Annotated in this window: 20 protein-coding genes; 8 read left to right on the top strand and 12 right to left on the bottom strand. The window is 71.5% G+C overall.

Annotation, left to right across the window (positions count from 1 at the left end):
* The first annotated feature begins 97 nt into the window (after positions 1–97).
* Positions 98–619 (top strand): SigE family RNA polymerase sigma factor, encoded by a 522-nt coding sequence (locus ACFYY8_RS30160; RefSeq protein WP_390046712.1) that lies wholly within the window; start codon positions 98–100, stop codon positions 617–619.
* On the top strand, positions 619–1,815 hold the full coding sequence (locus tag ACFYY8_RS30155) for a hypothetical protein (RefSeq protein ID WP_390046710.1): 1,197 nt from the start codon (positions 619–621) through the stop codon (positions 1,813–1,815). The genes ACFYY8_RS30160 and ACFYY8_RS30155 overlap by 1 nt, the downstream gene beginning before the upstream one ends.
* A 4-nt stretch (positions 1,816–1,819) precedes the next feature.
* Here ACFYY8_RS30155 and ACFYY8_RS30150 read toward each other — a convergent pair whose 3' ends face one another.
* Positions 1,820–2,665 (bottom strand): LysR family transcriptional regulator, encoded by an 846-nt coding sequence (locus tag ACFYY8_RS30150; protein ID WP_390046889.1) that lies wholly within the window; start codon positions 2,663–2,665, stop codon positions 1,820–1,822.
* 69 nt (positions 2,666–2,734) lie between these two features.
* Here ACFYY8_RS30150 and ACFYY8_RS30145 point away from each other — a divergent pair, with 69 nt between their 5' ends.
* From ACFYY8_RS30145 to ACFYY8_RS30125, 5 genes are all read left to right on the top strand, one after another.
* Positions 2,735–3,388, top strand: coding sequence for a type 1 glutamine amidotransferase domain-containing protein (locus tag ACFYY8_RS30145; protein WP_390046709.1), 654 nt, complete (start codon positions 2,735–2,737; stop codon positions 3,386–3,388).
* Positions 3,389–3,574: 186 nt separating this feature from the next.
* Positions 3,575–3,778, top strand: a complete 204-nt coding sequence (locus ACFYY8_RS30140; RefSeq protein WP_390046707.1) for a hypothetical protein — start codon at positions 3,575–3,577, stop codon at positions 3,776–3,778.
* Positions 3,779–3,833: 55 nt separating this feature from the next.
* Positions 3,834–4,292, top strand: coding sequence for a GNAT family N-acetyltransferase (locus ACFYY8_RS30135; protein ID WP_390046705.1), 459 nt, complete (start codon positions 3,834–3,836; stop codon positions 4,290–4,292).
* Between the two features lie 240 nt (positions 4,293–4,532).
* Positions 4,533–4,910 (top strand): hypothetical protein, encoded by a 378-nt coding sequence (locus ACFYY8_RS30130; protein WP_390046703.1) that lies wholly within the window; start codon positions 4,533–4,535, stop codon positions 4,908–4,910.
* Entirely contained in the window at positions 4,900–6,729 is a 1,830-nt protein-coding gene (locus tag ACFYY8_RS30125; protein WP_390046701.1) for a caspase family protein, read from the top strand. Before ACFYY8_RS30130 ends, ACFYY8_RS30125 begins: the two co-directional genes overlap by 11 nt.
* 186 nt (positions 6,730–6,915) lie before the next feature.
* On the opposite strand, the gene ACFYY8_RS30120 is transcribed toward ACFYY8_RS30125, so the two are convergent.
* The 5 genes from ACFYY8_RS30120 to ACFYY8_RS30100 all read right to left on the bottom strand — a co-directional run bounded on the left by ACFYY8_RS30120 (position 6,916) and on the right by ACFYY8_RS30100 (position 12,136).
* Positions 6,916–7,686, bottom strand: a complete 771-nt coding sequence (locus ACFYY8_RS30120) for an ABC transporter ATP-binding protein (protein ID WP_390046699.1) — start codon at positions 7,684–7,686, stop codon at positions 6,916–6,918.
* Positions 7,676–8,761 carry a FecCD family ABC transporter permease gene (locus ACFYY8_RS30115; RefSeq protein ID WP_390046697.1) on the bottom strand — a complete coding sequence of 362 codons (1,086 nt, stop codon included), beginning with the start codon at positions 8,759–8,761 and terminating at the stop codon, positions 7,676–7,678. Before ACFYY8_RS30115 ends, ACFYY8_RS30120 begins: the two co-directional genes overlap by 11 nt.
* Positions 8,754–9,833 carry an ABC transporter substrate-binding protein gene (locus ACFYY8_RS30110; protein ID WP_390046695.1) on the bottom strand — a complete coding sequence of 360 codons (1,080 nt, stop codon included), beginning with the start codon at positions 9,831–9,833 and terminating at the stop codon, positions 8,754–8,756. The genes ACFYY8_RS30115 and ACFYY8_RS30110 overlap by 8 nt, the downstream gene beginning before the upstream one ends.
* 238 nt (positions 9,834–10,071) lie before the next feature.
* Positions 10,072–10,668, bottom strand: a complete 597-nt coding sequence (locus tag ACFYY8_RS30105; RefSeq protein ID WP_390046693.1) for a hypothetical protein — start codon at positions 10,666–10,668, stop codon at positions 10,072–10,074.
* 82 nt (positions 10,669–10,750) lie between these two features.
* On the bottom strand, positions 10,751–12,136 hold the full coding sequence (locus ACFYY8_RS30100; protein WP_390046691.1) for an MFS transporter: 1,386 nt from the start codon (positions 12,134–12,136) through the stop codon (positions 10,751–10,753).
* 103 nt (positions 12,137–12,239) lie between these two features.
* On the opposite strand from ACFYY8_RS30100, the gene ACFYY8_RS30095 reads away from it, so the two are divergent.
* A complete protein-coding gene (locus ACFYY8_RS30095) occupies positions 12,240–13,163 on the top strand; it encodes a helix-turn-helix transcriptional regulator (RefSeq protein WP_362913613.1) in 924 nt (307 codons plus the stop codon).
* Between the two features lie 20 nt (positions 13,164–13,183).
* On the opposite strand, the gene ACFYY8_RS30090 is transcribed toward ACFYY8_RS30095, so the two are convergent.
* From ACFYY8_RS30090 to ACFYY8_RS30065, 6 genes are all read right to left on the bottom strand, one after another.
* The gene (locus tag ACFYY8_RS30090) at positions 13,184–14,416 is read right to left on the bottom strand and encodes an MFS transporter (RefSeq protein WP_390046689.1); all 1,233 of its coding nucleotides are present in this window, start codon (positions 14,414–14,416) and stop codon (positions 13,184–13,186) included.
* The gene (locus ACFYY8_RS30085; protein WP_390046687.1) at positions 14,413–14,817 is read right to left on the bottom strand and encodes a DUF2237 family protein; all 405 of its coding nucleotides are present in this window, start codon (positions 14,815–14,817) and stop codon (positions 14,413–14,415) included. Before ACFYY8_RS30085 ends, ACFYY8_RS30090 begins: the two co-directional genes overlap by 4 nt.
* Complete coding sequence (locus ACFYY8_RS30080) at positions 14,814–16,340, bottom strand: amidase family protein (RefSeq protein ID WP_390046685.1); 1,527 nt, start codon at positions 16,338–16,340, stop codon at positions 14,814–14,816. The genes ACFYY8_RS30085 and ACFYY8_RS30080 overlap by 4 nt, the downstream gene beginning before the upstream one ends.
* Positions 16,337–17,575, bottom strand: coding sequence for a DUF1116 domain-containing protein (locus ACFYY8_RS30075; RefSeq protein ID WP_390046683.1), 1,239 nt, complete (start codon positions 17,573–17,575; stop codon positions 16,337–16,339). The genes ACFYY8_RS30080 and ACFYY8_RS30075 overlap by 4 nt, the downstream gene beginning before the upstream one ends.
* A gap of 87 nt (positions 17,576–17,662) precedes the next feature.
* Complete coding sequence (locus tag ACFYY8_RS30070; RefSeq protein WP_390046681.1) at positions 17,663–18,355, bottom strand: GntR family transcriptional regulator; 693 nt, start codon at positions 18,353–18,355, stop codon at positions 17,663–17,665.
* Positions 18,352–19,299: a polysaccharide deacetylase gene (locus ACFYY8_RS30065; RefSeq protein ID WP_390046679.1), complete on the bottom strand. Its 948-nt coding sequence runs from the start codon at positions 19,297–19,299 to the stop codon at positions 18,352–18,354. Before ACFYY8_RS30065 ends, ACFYY8_RS30070 begins: the two co-directional genes overlap by 4 nt.
* Positions 19,300–19,305 lie beyond the last annotated feature (6 nt).

The raw sequence follows: 19,305 nt of genomic DNA, 5'->3' as shown, positions 1-19,305 counted from the left end.
AGGTCATGCTCGATCCGCGCGAATTTCGCCGTGGATGCAACAGTTCGGGGGGCGTTCTCATCTGGGTGGTGATGAGGACGGCGGGAGGCGAAGGTAGTTGGAAGCAGATCCACGGTTCGCGGAGTTCGTCGCCGAGCGGGGGGACGCGCTGTTGCGCTACGGCTACGTGCTGGCCGGGAACCCACACGACGCGGCGGACCTGGTGCAGGAGGCGTTGCTGAAGCTCCGCGCCGCCTGGCCGCGACTCCTGACGAAGGAGAATCCGGAGAGTTACGTGCGCACCATCATGGCCAGGCTGCACGTCGCCATCTGGCGGCTGCGGCGCGGTGAGGTGCTCAGCTGGGAGCCTCCCGAGCACGGGTACCACGACAAGCTGCCCGACGGTGGGGAGCAGACGATGTGGGAGGCGCTGGCCGTACTGCCGCGCAGGCAGCGGGTGGTGCTGGTGCTGCGGTACTACGAGGGGCTCGATGACGCGGAGATCGCGGCGGCCCTGGGGATCTCCCGGGGGACCGTACGGAGCCAGGCGTCACGGGCGTTGGACAAGCTTCGCTCCGCCATGCGGGCGGAAAGCCATGAAATTTCGGGAAATATCGGCGCAGTGCAGGGGGAGTGGTGATGAACGATTTTGAAAGGAGCCTGCAGGAGACCCTGGGGCACGCGGCGGGAAACGCACCCCGGCTGGCCGGTACGGCGGCGGCCCGGCTGGAGACCGGATACCGGCGGCGCAGGCGGCGGCTGCAGGCGGCACTCGCGACGGCGGCCGTGGTCGCGGTCGCGGGAGGAGGCGTGGTCGGGCTGCGCGTGAGCGGTGACACGGGGGCCTCGTCGGCCGGCGCCACGGGCGGGAGGTCGTCCCAGGTGATGACCTCCACGAAGATCGAGGCCAAGCCGATCGAGCAGGTGTGGCCGCAGGCCGTGGTGAAGCTGCCGCTGAAGGCGCCGAACGGCCGGGACCTGCGGCCGATCACCCTGATCGACGACCAGACGCTGCTGGCCGCGGCGGACCGCGGCTTCGATCGGCCGGAGGCGATCTACGCCTACCCCCTGGCCGGCGGGGAGCCGCGGAAGATCGCGGACGTGCCCGAGCCTCAGAAGGCGGTGCGGTTCGCCTCCGATTTCAGCGTCGGCGACGGTCAGGTGGCCTGGTGGAACACGACGAAGGGCAAGACCCACATCTGGGCCGCCTCGTTGGACGGTGCGGGGGCCCGTCCCGTGGCCGACCAGGACATGGAGGGATTCGACGGCTTCGGCGTGGCGAACGGCAAGGTCGTGTTCTCCCCGGTGAACGGCGGGGTGTTCACCGTTCCCCTGACCGGGGGGAAGGCGACGCGGATTCCGGCCGGTGACAGGCAGCACCTGCTGTCGTGGCCGTGGGCGGGTTCGCCGGGCATCGGCGGCGGGCGCGACAAGCCCCTCTTCACCCGGCTGGTGAACCTGGAGACCGGGAAGGTCGACTCGGCCGCCGTCGACGGGAACGACCGGGTGTACGCCTGCGGGGTGCGCTCCTGCATCGGCATGACGGCCGACGAACGGGCCTTCGTCCGGTTGCGTGACGGCTCACAGCAGAAGGACGTGCCCGTCGGTTACCAGATCCCCGAGCCGCCGAGGCAGGACCGGTTCCACCTGTGCAACGTCAAGGAGGGAGAGCAGGCGCTCGGGCTCTTCGACGTGAACACCGGCACGACCGTCGACCTGGGCCTGAGGGAGGAGGTGGCGAACGGTGGGGTCCCCGTCACCGACCCGACGGGCCGGATCATGTTCTACAGGCTCAAGAACGAGCTCCACGTGATCGTCCTGTCCAGGATTCCGTGACCGGTCACCAGGAACGTCCTCGCCGCAGCAGGTGGTCGCGGACCGCGACGGCCATGGGGTGAAGCCTTCCCGCCCGGGACACCAGGAACAGCGTGTTGATCGGCGGCAGCTCGGGCTCCAGCAGAGGGACGAGCAGCCCGCCGGTCAGCTCCGCCGTACACAGGTAACGGGGCAGGACGGTCACCCCCGCGCCCGCGACCACCGCGGCGAGGACCCCGCGCAGGTCCGGGACGACCAGGGCGGGCCCGCGCGTCAGGCGGGTCCCGAAGACGACCCGCCAGTAACGGCGCAGGATCGGCAGGTTCTCCGCGTAGGCGACCAGGGGAGCCGCCTCAAGCCGGTCGAGGTCCCAGCCGGGGGCGCCGACCAGCACGAACTCCTCGTCGCACAGCGCCTCGGCCGTCAGGGCGGTACCCCTTCGGGGCCGTACGGTGGAGACCACCAGGTCGAGCGTGCCCCCGGCGAGCGTGGTGAGCAGGTCGTCGGCGAGGCCGAGCGTCACCCGCAGCCGCAGCCCCCCGGCGACCATGGGGGCCAGCGCGGGCAGTGCCAGGACGGACATCAGCTCCGCGGGCCCACCGAGATGTACGGCTCGCTCCGGCACCTCGGTGACGTCGAGTTCCTCAAGCGCGTCGAGCGGCGCCGCGACGCGTCCGGCCAGTTCCTCGGCGGCGGGGGTCGGGGCCATGCCCCGGGGCAGCCGTTCGAACAACGGCTGTCCGAGTGCCCGTTCAAGCGCCCTGACCTGCGCGGTCACGGCGGGTTGCGACAGGCCGAGGTGCTCGGCGGCACGGGTGACCGACCCTGACCGGTGGACGGCCAGAAAGGTGCGCAGCAGGTCGAGTGAGATCAGATTTCTGATGGTAGTACCCGGAACGCGTTATTGGTCGTCCGCGGGGAGATGGGTGACGATCATGGCATGCGTATCGCGATTGTTCTCACCAGCCATGGCGAGCTGGGTGAAACCGGCAGGAGCACCGGTTTCTACGTGTCGGAGGCGGCGGAGCCGTGGGAGATCTTCACCGAGGCCGGGCACGAGGTCGAGGTGGTCAGCGTGGCCGGGGGCGTGCCGCCGCGTGACGGCGAGAACGCCGACGACCCGGTGCAGCGTCGTTTCCTCGACGCGCTCGGAGAGACCGCGCGGGTGGCGGACCTGGAGCCGGAGAGGTACGACGCCGTGTTCTTCGCCGGTGGCCACGGGGCCATGTGGGACTTCCCCGGTGACCCCGGGATCGGCCGGTTGACCCGGGACGTCTACGAGCGGGGTGGTGTCGTCGCGGCCGTCTGCCACGGTCCGGCCGCGCTGGTCGACCTCGAACTGTCCGACGGGAAGCCGCTGGTCGCGGGCAGGCGGGTCGCGGCCTTCACCGGCAGCGAGGAGGAGGCGGTCGGGCTGACCGCGGTGGTTCCGTTCCCGCTGGCCGAGCGGCTGCGCGAGCAGGGGGCCGAGCACGTGCCCGCCGCCGACTTCGCCGCCCAGGTCGTCACGGACGGTCGTCTGGTCACCGGCCAGAACCCGGCCTCGGCGCGTGGTGTGGCCGAGGAGGTCGTACGGGCCCTGGCCGGGGAGTGAGGGGGCCGGCCGGGGAGTGAGCACCTGAGCGGGGGCCGGGTGAAGGCTGGGCGCGGGGCCGGCCGTGACGTGAACCGGGCGGGGATGGTGGGGGCAGCCCTACCATCCGGCCCTCCTGCCAGCCCCAATCCAGGTCGGTGGAGAGCCGGATTACCCAGGTCACGAGATGTTCCTAGGGTTTTCGGCATGAACGATTTCCCGGCTCCCCGCAGGCGCTCGCACCCCGCTCGTGCTCTGTTGTGGGCACTCCTCGCGGTGACCGCGACGGTCAACGTGGTCTCCAACACGGTCAACGGTGGTGAGGGCACCACACTGGGGCTCACCGCGGGGGCGGTCACCGTTGCCTGTGCCATGGCCCTGACCGCGCGTCACTTCACGTCACGCGCGTAGCCGCGCTCACCGTTCCTGAGGGAAAAATGTCGGTGGCCGGTGTGAGGATCACGGCGTGAGCGAAAACGTGCGGCTGCGGCCCGTTGTGGAGTCCGACCTGGAGCTGTTCCTTGAGCACGAACACGACCCCGAAAACGTCAGGCGCTCGACGTTCACCCCCAGGGAGCGTGAGGTCTTCATGCGCCACTGGCGGACACGGGTCCTGGGGGATCCGACCGCCCTGGTGCGGGCGGTCACCGTGGACGGCGAGGTGGCGGGAAACATCGGCTCCTGGTGGGACAAGGACCGGCGTTTCGTCGGTTATGTCCTCGGCAGGCCGTTCTGGGGCCGGGGCGTCGGCACCGAGGCGCTGACCCTCTTCCTGGCCCTTGAGCAGGTCCGCCCGCTCTACGCCGACCCGTTCGGCGGCAACACGGCCTCGGTGCGCCTGCTGGAGAGGTGCGGGTTCCGGCGTGTCGACACGGTCCGGTACGGCGAGCACGAACACGTGCTGCTCGCACTGAGCGCGGGGTGAGCGGAGGGCGATCGATGGCTGAGCAACCAGGTGATACTCACCGAAGAGGGTGATATCAGGATATTTCATATCAATAAAAACCGATGAAAATGGCAAATATGGAGATCTGCATAAAAGCGATCTCTTTTTCCTCTGCGAGGAACCAACCTCACGGCCGGGGCGTTTCCTGAAATAATTCAGCGCGTTGTCGAGCGTCCCTCCGCCCGGCCGGGCCGGAGGGCCGACGAGTCAGAGGTGCCGATGGATGCCCTGGTCCAGGTCTCAGGTGGCGACGAGGTCACCGAGTTCACCGAGCTACGCGGTTGGCTGTCCGCCGAACGCGCCCTGACAGGCGGGGTGCGCGTGGTGCGGCGTCCTCCGGCCGAGGGCGAGCTGGGCGGGGTGCTCGACACGCTCGCCGTCGCGCTCGGGTCGAGCGGCGCCGGGATGGCCCTGGTCAGGGCCCTGACCACGTGGCTGCGGACCCGTCGCGCCGATGTGACCATCACGGTCACCTCCCCCTCGGGGACCGTGGAGCTCAACGCGCAGCGGGTCAAGGACACCGCCGTGCTGTCGCTGCTTGAGGAGATCCTGCGGGACGGCGACAAGGAGATCCTGCGGGACGGCGATGAGGGGTGACATCCACGACCGCTCAGGGTCGCGGGCCGTTCTCATCGGCACCTCCGAATACTCCGACCGGCGCTTTCCCCAGCTTCCCGCGGTGGCCAACAGCCTGCGCGGAATGGCGGAGATCCTGACCGATCCCGAACTGTGCGGCTGGCCCGAGGAACAGGTCGAGGTCTGGCGGGACCCCAGCGACATGCGCAGGCTCGTGCAGAACCTGCGGCGTGTGGCCGAGGAGACCACCGGCGTGCTGCTGGTCTACTTCGCCGGGCACGGCACCATCACCCGGCGCGGGCAGCTGTGCATGATCCTCAAGGACACCGACTTCACCGACACCGACGTCACCGGTCTGGAGTTCGAGCGGCTCAGGGAGGTCCTGCTGGACAGCCCCGCCCGGACGAAGATCGTGATCCTGGACTGCTGCTACTCGGGCCGGGCCATCGAGGCTCTCTCCAGCACCGTCGTGGACAGCACCGACATCCACGGCGCCTACACCCTCACGGCCAGCGACCACACCGCCCACGTCGTCTCCCTCGACCAGCAGGCGGACACTCCGACCTCCTTCACCGCCGAGCTTCTCGACCTGGTCCGCACCGGAGTCTCCGGCGGGCCCGAGTGGCTGACGATGAACGACATCTACTCCCATCTGAGACAACGGCTGCGCGGACGCGGGCTGCCCGCCCCCAACCAGCGCGGCACCGACACCGCGATCCACCATCCCTTCGTGCACAACCGGGCCGCCGACAGGTCATCGTCCGTCCGGCCGGTCCCTCCCTCCAGGAAGGTCCCGCCTCCCAGGATCAGGCGCCGTGCCATCCTGGCCACGGGCGTCGGCGTGGCCGCGACCGCCACGGCCTTCGGCGTCGCCGAGGTCGTCAGACGCTCCTACGGCGGTACGGCGGGCACACCGGGTCCCACGAGCACACCGGGTCCGAGCGTGACCCCGACGGTCGACAGGAGCGTCCTGGCGGGTCACACGGGTGCGGTGAACTCCGTGGCGTTCAGCCCGGACGGGAGGACGCTGGCCAGCGGAGGCGCCGACGGCGGCGTCCGGCTGTGGAACCCGGAGAACGGAAGGGCCGTCGCAGTGCTGACAGGGCACGCGGGCGCGGTGAACTCGGTGGTGTTCAGCCCCGACTGGAGGACCCTGGCCAGCGGGGGCGCCGACGGCACCGTCCGGATGTGGGACGTGGCCAACGGGATCACGACCACCGTACTGACCGGCCACACCGGCGCGGTGAACTCGGTGGCGTTCAACGTCAACGGGAGTCGCCTGGCCAGCGGGGGAGCCGACCGTTCCGCCCGGTTGTGGACCGTGGCGAGCAGGAGCACCGCCGCGGTCCTCACCGACCGTCCGGCGGTCGTGAACGCCGTGCGTTTCGGCGTCGACGGGACCGTGCTGCTCACCGCCTACGGCGACAACCACGTGCGTTTCTGGAACGTGGAGACCCACAAGAAGATGGGTCTGCTGACGGTGAACGGGATCAGCTCGGTCAACGCCCTCTCCGTGAACAGCCGGGGGATCATCGCCCTCGGCAACAGCCCCGGTGGCGTCACACTGTGGAACGGGAACGGCGGAGGCCGTCCGGAGGACCCTCCCCTGCGCACCGGCAACCCCGTCAACGCGGTGGCCTACCACCCCAAGGCGAGGACCCTGGCGGTCGGCACCGGCGACGGCAGGATTCAGCTGTGGGACACCAAGACCCACAAGCCCAAGGGGGCGCCGCTCACCGGCCACACCGGTGGCGTCACCTCACTGGCGTTCAGCCCGGACGGCGACATCCTCGCCAGCGGCGGCATCGACAGAACCATCCGGCTCTGGCGAACCGGCTGACGAACCACCCCGAACCCGCCACCAGACCCACCCGGGCCGCGACCGAAGCCATGGCCGAGGCCACCGGACCGCTCTGAGCCGTGACCGAAGCCATGGTCGAGGCCGCGACCGTCCCGAACCTGACGAAACCACTGTGGGAACCCGTGGGGCCACGGCCGGACGACCACCCCACGGGCTCCCGTCGGCCTACCCCTGCCGGGAGGCCACGGCGATGTGCGGGCGGCCGGTCAGCGGGTGGGGGCCGACGTGCGCCCGCACGCCGAACACCTCCTCGATGAAGGCCGGGGTCAACACGTCGAGCGGTCGGCCGTGTCCCACGACGCGGCCCCGCCTGAGCACCACGACCCGGTCGGCGTAGGCCGCCGCCTGGTCGAGGTCGTGCAGGGCGGCGAGCAGCGTCAGGCCGAGGGAACGGACCAGGTCCAGCAGGAGCAGCTGGGAGCCGACGTCCAGGTGGTTGGTCGGTTCGTCGAGGACCAGCAGCGGCGCCTCCTGGGCCAGCGCGCGGGCCAGGAAGACCCGCTGACGCTCACCTCCGGACAGCGTGGTCATCAGCCGGTCGGCGGCCCAGTCCATGCCGACCCGCCGCAACGCGGTCGTGACCGCCTCGCGGTCGGCCGCCGTCTCCCTGCCGAGCGGTTTCCTGCGGCTGTGCCTGCCGACGGCGACGACCTCCTCGGCCGAGAACCCGTCGGCCGCCTGGCCGTGCTGGGGCAGTACCGCACGGCGCCGGGCCGCCTGCCGGGGCCGCATCCCCCACAGGTCCTCGCCGTCCAGCCGTACCACCCCGCCGGAGGGGCGCAGCGACCGGTAGACGGTGCGCAGCAGGGTCGACTTGCCGCTGCCGTTCGGGCCGACCAGCGCGACGAACTCGCCGGGCTCGGCGGTCAGGTCGACCTCGCTGACGATGGGGCGCGCGTCGATGCGCGCGCTGACCCCGGCCAGGTCAAGACGCATCGGAGCCTCCGTTCGTACGGCGGCGCAGCAACCACAGGAAGAACGGCACGCCGAACCCGGTGGTGAACACGCCGACGGGCAGTTCGTTGGGGCGGTCGACGATCCTGGCCGCCAGATCGACCAGCACCAGGAACAACGCCCCCGACAGCAGGGACGTCGGCAGCACACGGCGGTGGTCGGCCCCCACGACGAACCTGGTGCCGTGCGGGATCATCAGCCCGACGAATCCGATGCCGCCGACCACGCTGACCACGGTCGCCGTGAGCAGCGACCCGACCAGCAGCAGTCCGACGCGCTGCGCGGCCACCGGAACGCCGACGGCGATGGCCGCGTCCTCCCCGGCCAGCAGGGCGTTGAGCGCGCGGGCCTGGGCCAGCAGCCACGCCACGCAGGCCACGATGACCAGGGCGGGCACCCCGAGGTCGTCCCAGGAGGCCCCGGCGACGCTGCCCATCAGCCAGAACATCATCCCCTGCAGCTCCGTCGGGTTGAGCTGGAGCTGGACGAAGGTGGTGGCCGCGGTGCAGAGGTATCCGACGGCGACCCCGCTCAGCACCAGCCAGGAGTCGAGCAGCCGCCCGGAGCGCTGGGCCAGCACGTAGACCACCAGCGCCGAGGCCATCGCGGCGAAGAAGGCGGCGCCGGTGACGCCGAGCGAGCCGGCCAGCCCGGCCAGTGCCGTACCACCGAGGGCGGGCACCAGCACGGCGCCGAGGGAGGCCGCGGACGAGACACCGAGCACGTAGGGGTCGGCGAGCGGGTTGCGGACCAACGCCTGCAGCGCCACCCCGGCCACCGCCAGGCCCGCCCCGGCGAGCGCGGCCAGCAGGGCCCGTGGCGTACGGATCTCCCAGACGACCTGTCCGAGCGCCGGGTCGGCCTGGTCGCCGTGGCCGGACAGGTGCGCCCAGACCACCTGCCAGACCTGGCCGAAGGGCAGCGTGACGGAGCCGACGGAGACCCCGAGCACCAGGGCCGTGACCAGGGCCGTCGCCAGTACGGCCAGCAGCACCCCGGTCGCCGGTCCTGAGATCAGGTGCGGACGGCTCTTCGCGGGGGTTCCGAGATCAGCCACCGGGGTGCACCACCCGGGAGATCTTCTCCACGGCCCAGGCGTTGAGCGGGCCGAGGTAGGCGCCGTCGGAGACCACGGCGTAGCTCCTCGACCGGGACGCGGGCCACTGCGGGTAGGCGGCGAACAGCCTGGCCGCCTCCCGCTCGCCGTCCTCCCGGGGGCCGAACAGGCCGACGACCAGGACGTCGACCGGGGCGACGGCCAGTTGCTCCTTGTTGAGCGTGCGCGTCATGTCGGCGGTCTGACCGGCGAAGACGTTGACGCCCCCGGCCGCCTTGATCACGTCGTCGTAGATGCCCCCGGTCATCACGGCGGGCAGGCCGTTGGCGTTCATCATGGACATCCCGGGGTAGGCGATGAGCACCCTCCTGGCGGGGCGGCCGGAGACCCGCGCCCGTACGGCCTCGACCCGGGAGCGCAGCCGTCCGACCAGGTCCCGCGCCCGTTCCTGGACGTCGAAGATCCTGCCGAGCAGGCCGACGAACTCGAAGGTGGAGCCGATGGACTGGCCCCGGTAGGCGAGTTTCTCCTCCGGTGTCGCGTCGGGTTTGCCCATGGCGCAGTTGACCGGGTTGACGAGTGAGGTGATCCCGGCGGCGGCGAGCTGCTCGCGGGTGGCGAAGCCGTTCCTGGCCTCGAACCCGCCGGACCAGGTGGAGACGACCAGGTCCGGCTTGAGATTGAGCACCTGCTCGGCGGGTACGTCGAAGTTCTTGTTCATGGTCAGCCCGCCGGTCGGCAGCGCCCCGACCCTGCCGGCCATCGACGGGTCGTCGGAGACGCCGTAGCTCTGCGCGTTGGCCAGGACGTTCCGCTCCAGGCCGAGCAGGACGAAGCTCTCCGCCTCGCCGACGCTCGTCCCGTTGAGGATCAGCACGCGCCGTGGCGGAGCCTGGAAGGTGATCCGCATGCCGCAGTTGTCGAGGGTCAACGGGTATTTCGTGGGGCCGGGAGCCTCGGTGACCTGGGGTCCCGCGGCGGCCGGGTCTTCGCCCTGGGCGCCGCAGCCCGTGAGGGTCAGGGCCGTCGCGAGTACGGCGGCCAGTGGTCTGGTGAGACGGTCGAAGGACATGGGTGTTCGCGCTTTCTGCCGAGGGGAGAACGCGCGCCGGGGCACCTTGAGGAAGCACGGAGGCCGTACGGAATAAGCACGGAGGAGGCACAGAGGAGGCACAGAGGAAGTACGGCAGCCGTACGGGAAGCCGCGGATACACCGCAGGCGGGAGCCGTACGGGGAGGAAAAGGTGCGCACCGGCGCGCGGGACCGTGCCGGGCGGCCGTGACGGGCCGTCCGGTGCGGTCGCCGGATGTCAGAGGGCCGCGACGGACGCGGCGCGCGCTCCCGGGGGCCCTCTGCGCACGAGGGCATGTCTCAGCAGGGTGCGGGCTCGGGGAGCCCCGATCTCCTCGGCCACCGGGACGGTGACCGGGCCGTACGGTTCCGGGGGCGTCAGGATCAGCAGGACCAGCAGGCGCCGCAGCACGTGCCCGGCCAGCTGCCCGGCGAGGGCGCACAGGTTCTCCTCGGCCCAGCGCAGCCACACCGAGGTCGCCACCACGCTCGCCAGGTGCATCAGCGGCATGCCCAGGGCCGAGGTGGCCATGTGGCCCATCTGCCCGGGGGGTGTGCCCGTCGTGTGGTGCGGCACCGCCGCCTGCGGCTCGCCGTAGGAGAGCAGGGCGTGCAGGACGACCTGCGACAGGCCGGTCGCGGGAAGGATGGCGCCGAAGGTCCGCTCACGTCCGGTGAGCGCCAGCGCGACCGGCACCAGCAGCAGGACGCCGCCGACGGCCGCCGCCGGGTCGAAGGATCCGCCGCCGAGCAGGTGACCGAGCACGGCCAGGGCGGCGCAGGTGGCGGCGAACCCCGTCGCGCGTACCCACCTCACCGCCGAGAACGGCCCCATGGCGACAGATCATCTCAGACCACCACGGAGACCACCGCACCGGCCGAGCGAAGCCGGCCTGGACACACCTGTGGAAGGTCCGTCACCGGCGGGGCAGGAAGGCGGCGAACATCGCGGACAGCAGCACCAGTGCGGCGACACCGAGGTTCGCGGCGGTCGCGGCGGTCGCGACAGATCTGGACGAAAGGGACAGGAACACGGTTCCCAGCCCCGAGACCCCGACGACCTGGCCGAGCTGGGTGACCGTCGACATGATTCCGCTCGCGTTCGCCGCGTCCGCGGGCGCGACATGACGCAGCGCCGCGTTGAGGGTGGGGCTGAAGGCCAGGCCCATACCGATGCCGGACACCACGACGGCGACCTGGTAGAGAGGGCCGGGCGAACCCAGGTGCGCGACGATGACGGCCACCGCGAGGTAACCCGCGGCCGACAGCGTCAGCCCGACCGGGACCATGCGGTGGTGGAACCGGGCGGGGACGCGCCGCCAGTTCAGGCTGGCCGTACCGAAGCCCACCGAGGACAGCACGAAGGCGAGACTCGATCGCAGCGGGGACAGGCCGAGGCCGTCGTGGAGGTACAGCGCCATGGTGAACAGGAAACCGGCGTAGCCGGCCATCATCGAGAAGATCGAGGCGGCGGAGAGGGCCAGACCGGGGGCCCGAAGCACGCGGGCGGGCACCAGCGGGGCCGCCGCGCGGCGCTGGGTGGCGACGAAGGCGACGGCCAGGACGGCGCTACCGGCGAGCATCGCCCAACCCCACCCGGGCTGGCCGAGTTCGTGGCCGAGCACCAGCGGGGCCACCAGCAGCAGTACGGCGGGAGAGAGCGTCAGCAGGCCGGGAAGATCGAGCCCGGTGGTGGCGTCAGGATGGTCGGCAGGCAGCAGCCGTGCCCCCGCCGCCAGCAACACGAGCCCGATGGGCACGTTCACCAGGAAGATCGGACGCCACCCGGTGCCCGCGATGTCGGCACTGGTCAGGACTCCTCCGAGGACCTGGCCGGCGACCGCCGCGCCGGAGAGCACCGTGGAGTAGACGCTGAAGGCCCTGACACGGGCGGCGCCGCCGATGGTGAGCTGGATCAGGCTGAGCACCTGCGGCACGAGCAGTGCCGCTCCCGCTCCCTGGAAGAGACGGAAGGCGATCAGTTGGGCGGTGGTCGCCGCCAGCCCGCAGGCGAGTGAGGCGACGGTGAAGAGGACGAGTCCGGCCTGGAACAGCCGCCGATGGCCGAACCTACGGCCCAGCCGTGCCCCGGTGATGAGCAGCATGGCGTACACGATCGTGTGACCGGCCACGACGAGTTGCAGCTCGGCGCCCGAGCTTCCCAGGCCGGCGCGGATGGCCGGGGCCGCGACGGTCACGATGGTGGCGTCCAGAATGGCCATGAACTGGCCGAGGAGGATTACGGCGAGCAGCCCGCCGGTCCTGCCCGCCCTGGCCGAGGACGGTGAGGTGGAGGTGGTCATGGACTCCGAGCGTGGGCGGGCTCCGGGTGCCGCGGCAGAGCGTGCCCATCCTGGTAGCGGGACCACCTGGCAACGAGGATCGGGGCCGGGGCAGGATGGAGAGGTGTCGTCGAAGAGCAACCGGGCCCGGCGCCGCAGTGAGCTGGCGACGTTCCTGCGCAGCCGGCGCGATCGCATCACTCCTGATGACGTGGGTCTCGCCCCGGGGATACGGCGTCGCACGCCCGGTCTGCGCCGGGAGGAGGTGGCCCTGCTGGCCGGGGTGGGGGTGACCTGGTACACATGGCTGGAACAAGGTCGGCCGATCAACCCCAGCGTCGCCGTGCTCGACGCGATCGCCCGCACGCTCCGCCTGGACCACGCCGAGCGGGATCACCTGTACCGGCTCGCCGGTGTGCCCGCGCTGCCTCCCTTGGAGGAACACGGCACACTCGACCCTCAGGTTCAGCTCATCCTCGACACGCTCGATCCGCTGGCCGCGGCGGTGTACTCCAGCCGCTTCGACCTCCTCGCATGGAACACCACGTTCAGAGGGCTGTTCCCCGCCTTCACGACCGCGGCGCCCGAGTCGCGCAACGCCATCTGGGAGCACTTCACCAGCCCGCCCTGCTGTAACCCGTTCGTCGACCCCGTCGCCGAGGTCAGGCCCATGGTGGCCATGCTGCGTGCCGCCTTCGGCCGCCATCTGACCGAACCCGCCTGGACGGGGTTCGTCCACCGGTTGTCGGTGGAAAGCCCCGCGTTCGCCCGCATGTGGAGCACACACGACGTCGCCGAACCAGGCCCGCATGTCAAGGTGCTCCACTACGAGGAGGTCGGTGAGATACGACTGACCACCACCACGCTCATGGTGGTGGGCGCGCCCGAGGCCCGGCTGGTCGTCTACACGCCGGTGGGGGAGCGGTCACGGTGCCGGCTGGCCCATCTGGCCGCCCACCCGTCCGTGCACTGTTCGCTTCCCGCCCACCGGCACGCGCGTTCCGGCGTCCTGATCGAATCCGGCCTCGCCACGGCCGAGCCTCGCTGACCTTGAGGCGGGGGCCGTCACTACCCAGGGCGCAGGGCCGCCAGGCGTCGTCGGCCGAAGCCGCTGGCCGCGACGCCGACGCAGGCCGCGCCCAGCGCGACCAGGAAGGCCGCCAGCGGGCCGTACCGGTCGGCGAGGGTGCCGGACAGGAAGGCGCCGATCGCGTAACCGATGACGACGGAGGAGGTCAGCACGGTCATGACCCACGAGATCCGCTGCACCGGGACCGTCATCTCGGCCTGGGTGTAGGCGGTGACGAGGATCGGGGCGATGGTGACGCCGGGCAGCACGATCAGCAGGCCCAGCGGCCACAGCCCGCCGATGTTCAGCCCGCCGACGATCGCCAGCGGCAGACTGAGTACGGCCAGCAGCGCGAAACCCGCCTGGAGTCTGCGGGCGAGCGGGAAGGAGGCGGGCAGCATCGGGACGAACACCCCGGCCAGGGCGCTGCTCAGCCCGAGGATCGCGTAGATCAGCCCGGCGGCCCCCTCCGAGCCCGCGTCGACCGCGCGCCAGGTGACACCGGCCTGCACCGAGCCGAAGTAGCACCCGAGACCGGTCAGTCCGGCGGCGAGCAGGAACACCGGGACACGCCGCACCGGGGCCGTGGCGGCCCCGTCTCGATCCTCGTGCCGGGTGACCACGGTCGCCGTCGGGTGCAGGGCGAAGGCCACACAGGCCGTGGCGGTGAGCGCCGCCGCCATGAGCACCGCCGTACGGGGGGAGGTGACCGTCGCGATGATGCCGACCAGGGCGGGGCCGAGGACGAAGGCGAACTCGTCGCTCGTCCCCTCGAAGCTCATCGCGGTGGGGAAGCGGTTCAGGGACAGCCTCCCGCGATGGACCAGCGCGGTCCAGCGGGCCCTGGACAGCGGCCCCACCTGCGGTACGGCGGAGCCCGCGACCACCGCGGAGGCCAGCGCGGCCCAGGTGGGCGCGTCCTGTTCGACGCACACCACCAGCAGGACGAGGGCGGCGGCGTGCAGCAGCGCGGCGACCAGCCCGGTCGGCCGGTGGCCGTACCGGTCGGCGGACTTGCCGATGAGCGGCCCACCGGCGGCCTGCCCGATCGCGAAGGCCGAGGCCGTGGCGCCGCCCAGCGCCAGCGACCCGGTCGCCCCGCTGACCAGCAGCAGCGAGCCGAGCTGGCCCATGGAGGCGGGGATGCGGCCGAGCAGGGTGATCGCCAGGTACCACGGGCCGGTGGTCGCGGGCAGGGCGGCGTAGGCGCGCAGCGCGTTCCAGCGGCTCACGGCGTGTCCGGGGTTCGTCCGTCCGAGGCGCGGAGGTCCACGCCGTACTCCATCAGGACCTCGCGGGGGATCACCTCCATGGCCCTGACGTTGGTCGCCGCGAGGTTCACCGGGCAGGCGTGGCCCGCCAGGTAGGCCTCGTACCACTTGGCGGCGATCACGCACCAGTGGTCACCCGGCTTCAGCCCGGGGAAGGCCAGGTCGGGCCGGGGGGTCGCGATGTCGTTGTCCACCGTGGACTGGAAGGCGATGAAGCCCTCGTCGACGATCGCGCAGACGGTGTGCCCCTTGGGGTTGTCGGGGCCGGTGTGGCAGTAGCCGTCGCGGCGGTAGCCGGTGATCGGGTCGAAGCCGCAGGCCTCCAGCGGCTCGCCGAAGACGTTCAGTGCCTGCTCGGTCATCGTTGGCTCCCGACGGTTTCGTGGTGCGGCGGCATGGGACAGCGGAAGACGCGTTCGGCGAACTCGGCCGCGACCCGGGCCAGGCGGGCGTCCGCGCCGGGCCGTCCGACCAGCAGCATGCCGACCGGCAGCCCGTCGACGAATCCGCACGGGACGCTGAGCGCCGGGTGCCCGGTGAGGTTGAAGACGCAGTTGTTGTCGTGCATCTCGAAGGGGAGGTCGGTCTCGATCACCGCCTCGCGCGGGTCGGCGGGCAGCGGGTGCGGCGGCATCGGGACACTCGGCAGGACGAGGAGGTCGACCTCCCGCAGCGCGCGGTCCACCTGCTCGCGCAGCGTCCGGCGCAGCTGCTGGGCGTAGGCCATGATCTTGCCGTGGGTGGCGTCCCGCAGCAGGGTGGCGCCGACGAGCGCCAGCACCCCGCCGACCGGGATGTCCTCAGGACGGTTGGCGACGGCCTCGCCGAAGGTCTCCCCGAAGTTCGGGTGGTAGGGCCCCTGGTGGTTGTTGCCCTGCAGCCGTGACTCGAAGACGGTGGTCAGGCCGCCCTCGATCGAGATGGGCAGGTGGATGTCCCTGCCGTACCGGTGCAGCGGCACCGAGACATCTGACACGGTCAGCCCCAGTTTCTCCAGCGCCCGCGCGGCCCCGCGGACCACGTCGTCCAGGCGCGGGTCGGAACGGCCCGGCCAGCCGAACCCCTCGGTGAGGACCCCGGCCCGCAGCCCGGCCACCTCTTCGGCATACCCCTCGGCGTACGGCCCCGGCACGGCCGCGGCCTCAAGGAAGGCGACGAGGCCGGCGGCGTCCCTGGTCAGCACGCCGATGTGGTCGAGCGTGCGCTCGGTCGGCATGGCGCCGTCGTAGTCGACGATCCCATAGGTCGGCTTGAGTCCGAGGACGCCGCACCAGGCGGCGGGGTTGCGGACCGAGCCGCCGTGGTCGGTGCCGACGCCGTAGTCGGCCTGCCCGGTGGCGACCAGGACCGCGGCGCCGCTCGACGAGCCGCCCGCCGAGCGGCGCGGGTCCCAGGGGTTGCCCACCGGGCCGTGCGCGCTGGTGAAGCTCGACCCGGAGTAGCACAGGTCCTCGCAGACCGACGTGCCGACGACGACCGCCCCGGCGTCGCGCATCCGGCCGACGACCACCGAGTCGGAGCCGGGGACGAAACCGGCCATGAGGCGGCTGCCCAGGGTCATCGGCACCCCGCGCACCGCGATGGACTCCTTGACGGTCACCGTCCGCCCGGCCAGCGGCCCGGTTCCCGGCGCTCCGGGGTCGTCGATCCGGTACAGCCAGGCACCGTGCGGGTTGTCCGGGCCGCGCGGCACCCGGGTGACCGCGACGGGCGGCGGTTCAGGGGCCCTGGAGGCACGATCCTCGGTCGCCAGGTCCCGTACGCGGCCGTAGGCGTCGCGCATCCGGTCGATCGCCGGGCCGAGCCTGCCGACCAGTCCGGGGTCGAGGTTCCACCGGCCCGCGACGGTCTCCAGGTCCGCGGGGGTGAAGGAAGGGAGGCTCACCTGCGCCGCTCCGTTTCTTCCGTGAGCGCCTCGCTGGCCGCGACGAACGGTTCGATGGGGATCGAGGTGATCCCGGCGCCGACCCGGCCGCGTCCCGGCTCCCGGTGGGCGAGGCCGTTGTTGATGACGGGTTCGACGCCGAGGGCGCGCACCCGGTGCACGTCGATGCCGAGCGGGGTGCCCAGGAAGTCCTCGGCCGGGATGAGGAGCCGCCTGCTCGTCCCGGCGCACAGGGTCCGCATGCGCCGGGTGATCCCCTGGGCCAGGGCCATGTCGCCGCCGACGAAGGACATGATCGCGGGGGCGGCGGTCATCGCGAGGGCGCCGAAGCCCGCGGTCTCGGCGATCATCGAGTCGCCCATGGTCGGGGTGACGTCGTCGAGGGTCGCCCCTTCGACGAGGACCGGGTCGCCGACCGGCGAGGGCACGGTGAACCAGCGGTCGCCGAGGCCGCTGACGCGGATGCCGAACTCCCGCCCGTTGCCCGCCATGGTCGTGACGATCGGGCTGCCCGTGACGCCGCTCGCGGTCAGCGTGACCGCCTTGGCCGCCGAGATAGCGAAGGGCAGCGCGAAGTGCCCGTTGCCCGCGACGAACGCCACGACCTCCGCCAGGTCCTCCCGGTCGAGGCGGGAGCGCAGCAGGCCGGGGGTGAGCGTGACCAGCAGGGCCGCGCTGGTGGCCACCAGCCGGTTGTGGCAGTCGTCGCCCCGGCGCAGCCCCTCGGCGACCAGGGCGAGGAGGTCGAGCGGCTCGGAGTTCGCCACGGCCTCGTCGAGGGCGGGGGCGAGCACGTCGCCGAGCCAGCGCAGCCGCGCCAGCGTCACCTCGTCGTACGACCCGTAGCGCATGGCCCCGCCGATGCCCTCGTTCAGGGGGGAGAACGTCCGCAGCCCCTCGGCGGTCTCGGCGACCACGACGGGGGTGTCGGGGGTGACGATCCCGGCCATGGCCCCCACGGCGCCGGCGTCGTGGCAGGGGCTGATGCTCACCTCGCCGTGGTCGATGATCGCCTCGGCCTCGGCGACGGACCCGGCCTCCTTCTCCAGGAGCAGACCCGCGATGATCCCGCCCCGCATGGGGCCGGGGATGTCGGCCAGGGCGATCGGCGGTCCCGCGTGCAGGAAGTGCCGTGGCCCGACCTGGTCGGTGGCGTCGCGGGCCTTGCAGACGCGACGCAGGCGGACGTCGGTGTCGTTCAGGGCGTCGAGTGTCGCCCGGGTCGGATCGGACATGGCGGTGCTCCTGATATGTGGGAAGGCGAAGGCACGGCGGGGTCGCTCGCCGTGGGGGAAACGCTGTGCGGGTTTCTCGGAACAGGCCTAGACGGAGGGGGCGTGGTGCCGCTCGGCCAGGAGCCTCCGTACGATCTCCCGGTTCAGCCGGGCGTGCCTGCGCGCGTGCTCGGCGGCCAGGTCGGGGGAGCCGGAGGCGATCGCCTCGAACCAGGCGGAGTGCTCCTCGAACAGGTCGTGCGGGTCGCCGGTCTGGCGCAGCAGCCAGTGCAGACGTCCCTGGAGGGGTTCGAGCACGGTCTGCAGGAGGACGTTGTGGGACAGCTTCAGGATCTCGTCGTGGAAGGCCTCGTTGGCCTCGCCGAGGGCCACCCGGTCTCCGGCGTCGAGTGCCTTGCGGCCCCTGGCCAGGGCGTTGCGGACCCGCCGCAGCTCGGCCTTGGTCGCCCGGGTCGCCGCCTGCTGACTGGCCAGGACCTCAAGGGCCTCCCTGACGTCGAACAGCTCCTCGACGTCCTGCTCGGACAGCTCGACGACGACCGCGCCCCTGCGGGGGACCGTCCTGACGAACCCTTCGGTCTCCAGCGCCCGGATCGCCTCGCGCACCGGAAGCCTGGAGACGCCGAGCTGGGCCGCGATCTCGGTCTCGACGAGCCGGGTGCCCGCGGGGTAGACGTCGTCGATGATCCGCTGACGCAGCTCGTCGCGGACGCGGTCCCTGAGCGGCTTGTAGTCGGCGTCGATGTCGAAGGAACCCGGCACGTCCGGCTGCCTGCTCACAGGGTCGTCTCCCCGGTGTTCCGTCTCGGCCCGGGACCGTCGCCGACGGGCGCCGGACGCTCGGTCTCCTCGAAAGGATAACGCCGCCGGAAGTCGTCGGCCGCCGCGTCGAAGGTGGTGAACTCGACCCCGGGAAGGTCGAGCCAGTCGTCGAAGAGCCGTTCCAGCATCATCAGCACCTGGGGCCGTCCGGAGACGTCGGGGTGGAGCGTCATGGGGAACACCGCGTAGTCCAGCTCACGGTAGACCCAGTCGAACTGGTCGCGCCACAGCTGCTCGACGTCGCGGGGGCTGACGAAACCGTGGCTGTTGGCGGACTTCTTGACGAACATCATCGGCGGCAGGTCGTCGACGTACCAGTTGCCGCAGAACTCGACGAGGTCCACCTCGGTGCCGTGTTTGAGGGGTCTCATCCAGTCGGCGGCCCGTCCGGTGTAGTCGATCTTCGTCCATTCGTCGCCGACCCGGGCGTAGAAGGGGTGGAAGTCGTTGTAGTTCTGCGAGTGGTCGTAGGAGAAGCCGAACTCCTTGAGCAGGCCCGCGGTGTTGGGGCTCATCTCCCACCAGGGGGCGACGTAACCGCGCGGCGGCCGTCCCCACAGGCGTTCGACCAGCTCGACGCAGCGGCCGAGCACGTCCCGCTCCTGGTCGGGGGTCATGTCGATGGGGTTCTCGTGGGAGTAGCCGTGCGCCCCGATCTCGTGCCCCGCCTCGGCGACGGCCGCCATCTCGGTGGGGAAGGTCTCGATGGAGTGGCCCGGGATGAACCAGGTCGTCCGCAGGCCGTACCGCTCGAAGAGCTGGAGCAGGCGCGGGGTGCCGACCTCACCGGCGAACACGCCGCGCTGGATGTCGTTGGGGGAGTCCTCGCCGCCGTAGGAGCCGAGCCAGCCGGCGACCGCGTCGACGTCGACCCCCACGAGGATCTTTATGTCCTTGGCCATACCTTT

This window comes from Streptosporangium sp. NPDC001559 (assembly GCF_042893955.1).
Taxonomy (GTDB): Bacteria; Actinomycetota; Actinomycetes; order Streptosporangiales; family Streptosporangiaceae; genus Streptosporangium.
The sequence above is the reverse complement of the archived record's forward strand: the minus strand, read 5'-3'. Positions and strand labels throughout refer to the sequence as shown.

Coding starts and splice junctions, on each gene's coding strand:
- ACFYY8_RS30125 (WP_390046701.1), top strand. CDS start 4,900: ATGAGGGGTGACATCCACGACCGCTCAGGGTCGCGGGCCGTTCTCATC.
- ACFYY8_RS30100 (WP_390046691.1), bottom strand. CDS start 12,136: ATGACCACCTCCACCTCACCGTCCTCGGCCAGGGCGGGCAGGACCGGC.
- ACFYY8_RS30075 (WP_390046683.1), bottom strand. CDS start 17,575: ATGTCCGATCCGACCCGGGCGACACTCGACGCCCTGAACGACACCGAC.
- ACFYY8_RS30105 (WP_390046693.1), bottom strand. CDS start 10,668: ATGGGGCCGTTCTCGGCGGTGAGGTGGGTACGCGCGACGGGGTTCGCC.
- ACFYY8_RS30130 (WP_390046703.1), top strand. CDS start 4,533: ATGGATGCCCTGGTCCAGGTCTCAGGTGGCGACGAGGTCACCGAGTTC.
- ACFYY8_RS30085 (WP_390046687.1), bottom strand. CDS start 14,817: ATGACCGAGCAGGCACTGAACGTCTTCGGCGAGCCGCTGGAGGCCTGC.
- ACFYY8_RS30065 (WP_390046679.1), bottom strand. CDS start 19,299: ATGGCCAAGGACATAAAGATCCTCGTGGGGGTCGACGTCGACGCGGTC.
- ACFYY8_RS30140 (WP_390046707.1), top strand. CDS start 3,575: ATGAACGATTTCCCGGCTCCCCGCAGGCGCTCGCACCCCGCTCGTGCT.
- ACFYY8_RS30155 (WP_390046710.1), top strand. CDS start 619: ATGAACGATTTTGAAAGGAGCCTGCAGGAGACCCTGGGGCACGCGGCG.
- ACFYY8_RS30145 (WP_390046709.1), top strand. CDS start 2,735: ATGCGTATCGCGATTGTTCTCACCAGCCATGGCGAGCTGGGTGAAACC.
- ACFYY8_RS30110 (WP_390046695.1), bottom strand. CDS start 9,833: ATGTCCTTCGACCGTCTCACCAGACCACTGGCCGCCGTACTCGCGACG.
- ACFYY8_RS30120 (WP_390046699.1), bottom strand. CDS start 7,686: ATGCGTCTTGACCTGGCCGGGGTCAGCGCGCGCATCGACGCGCGCCCC.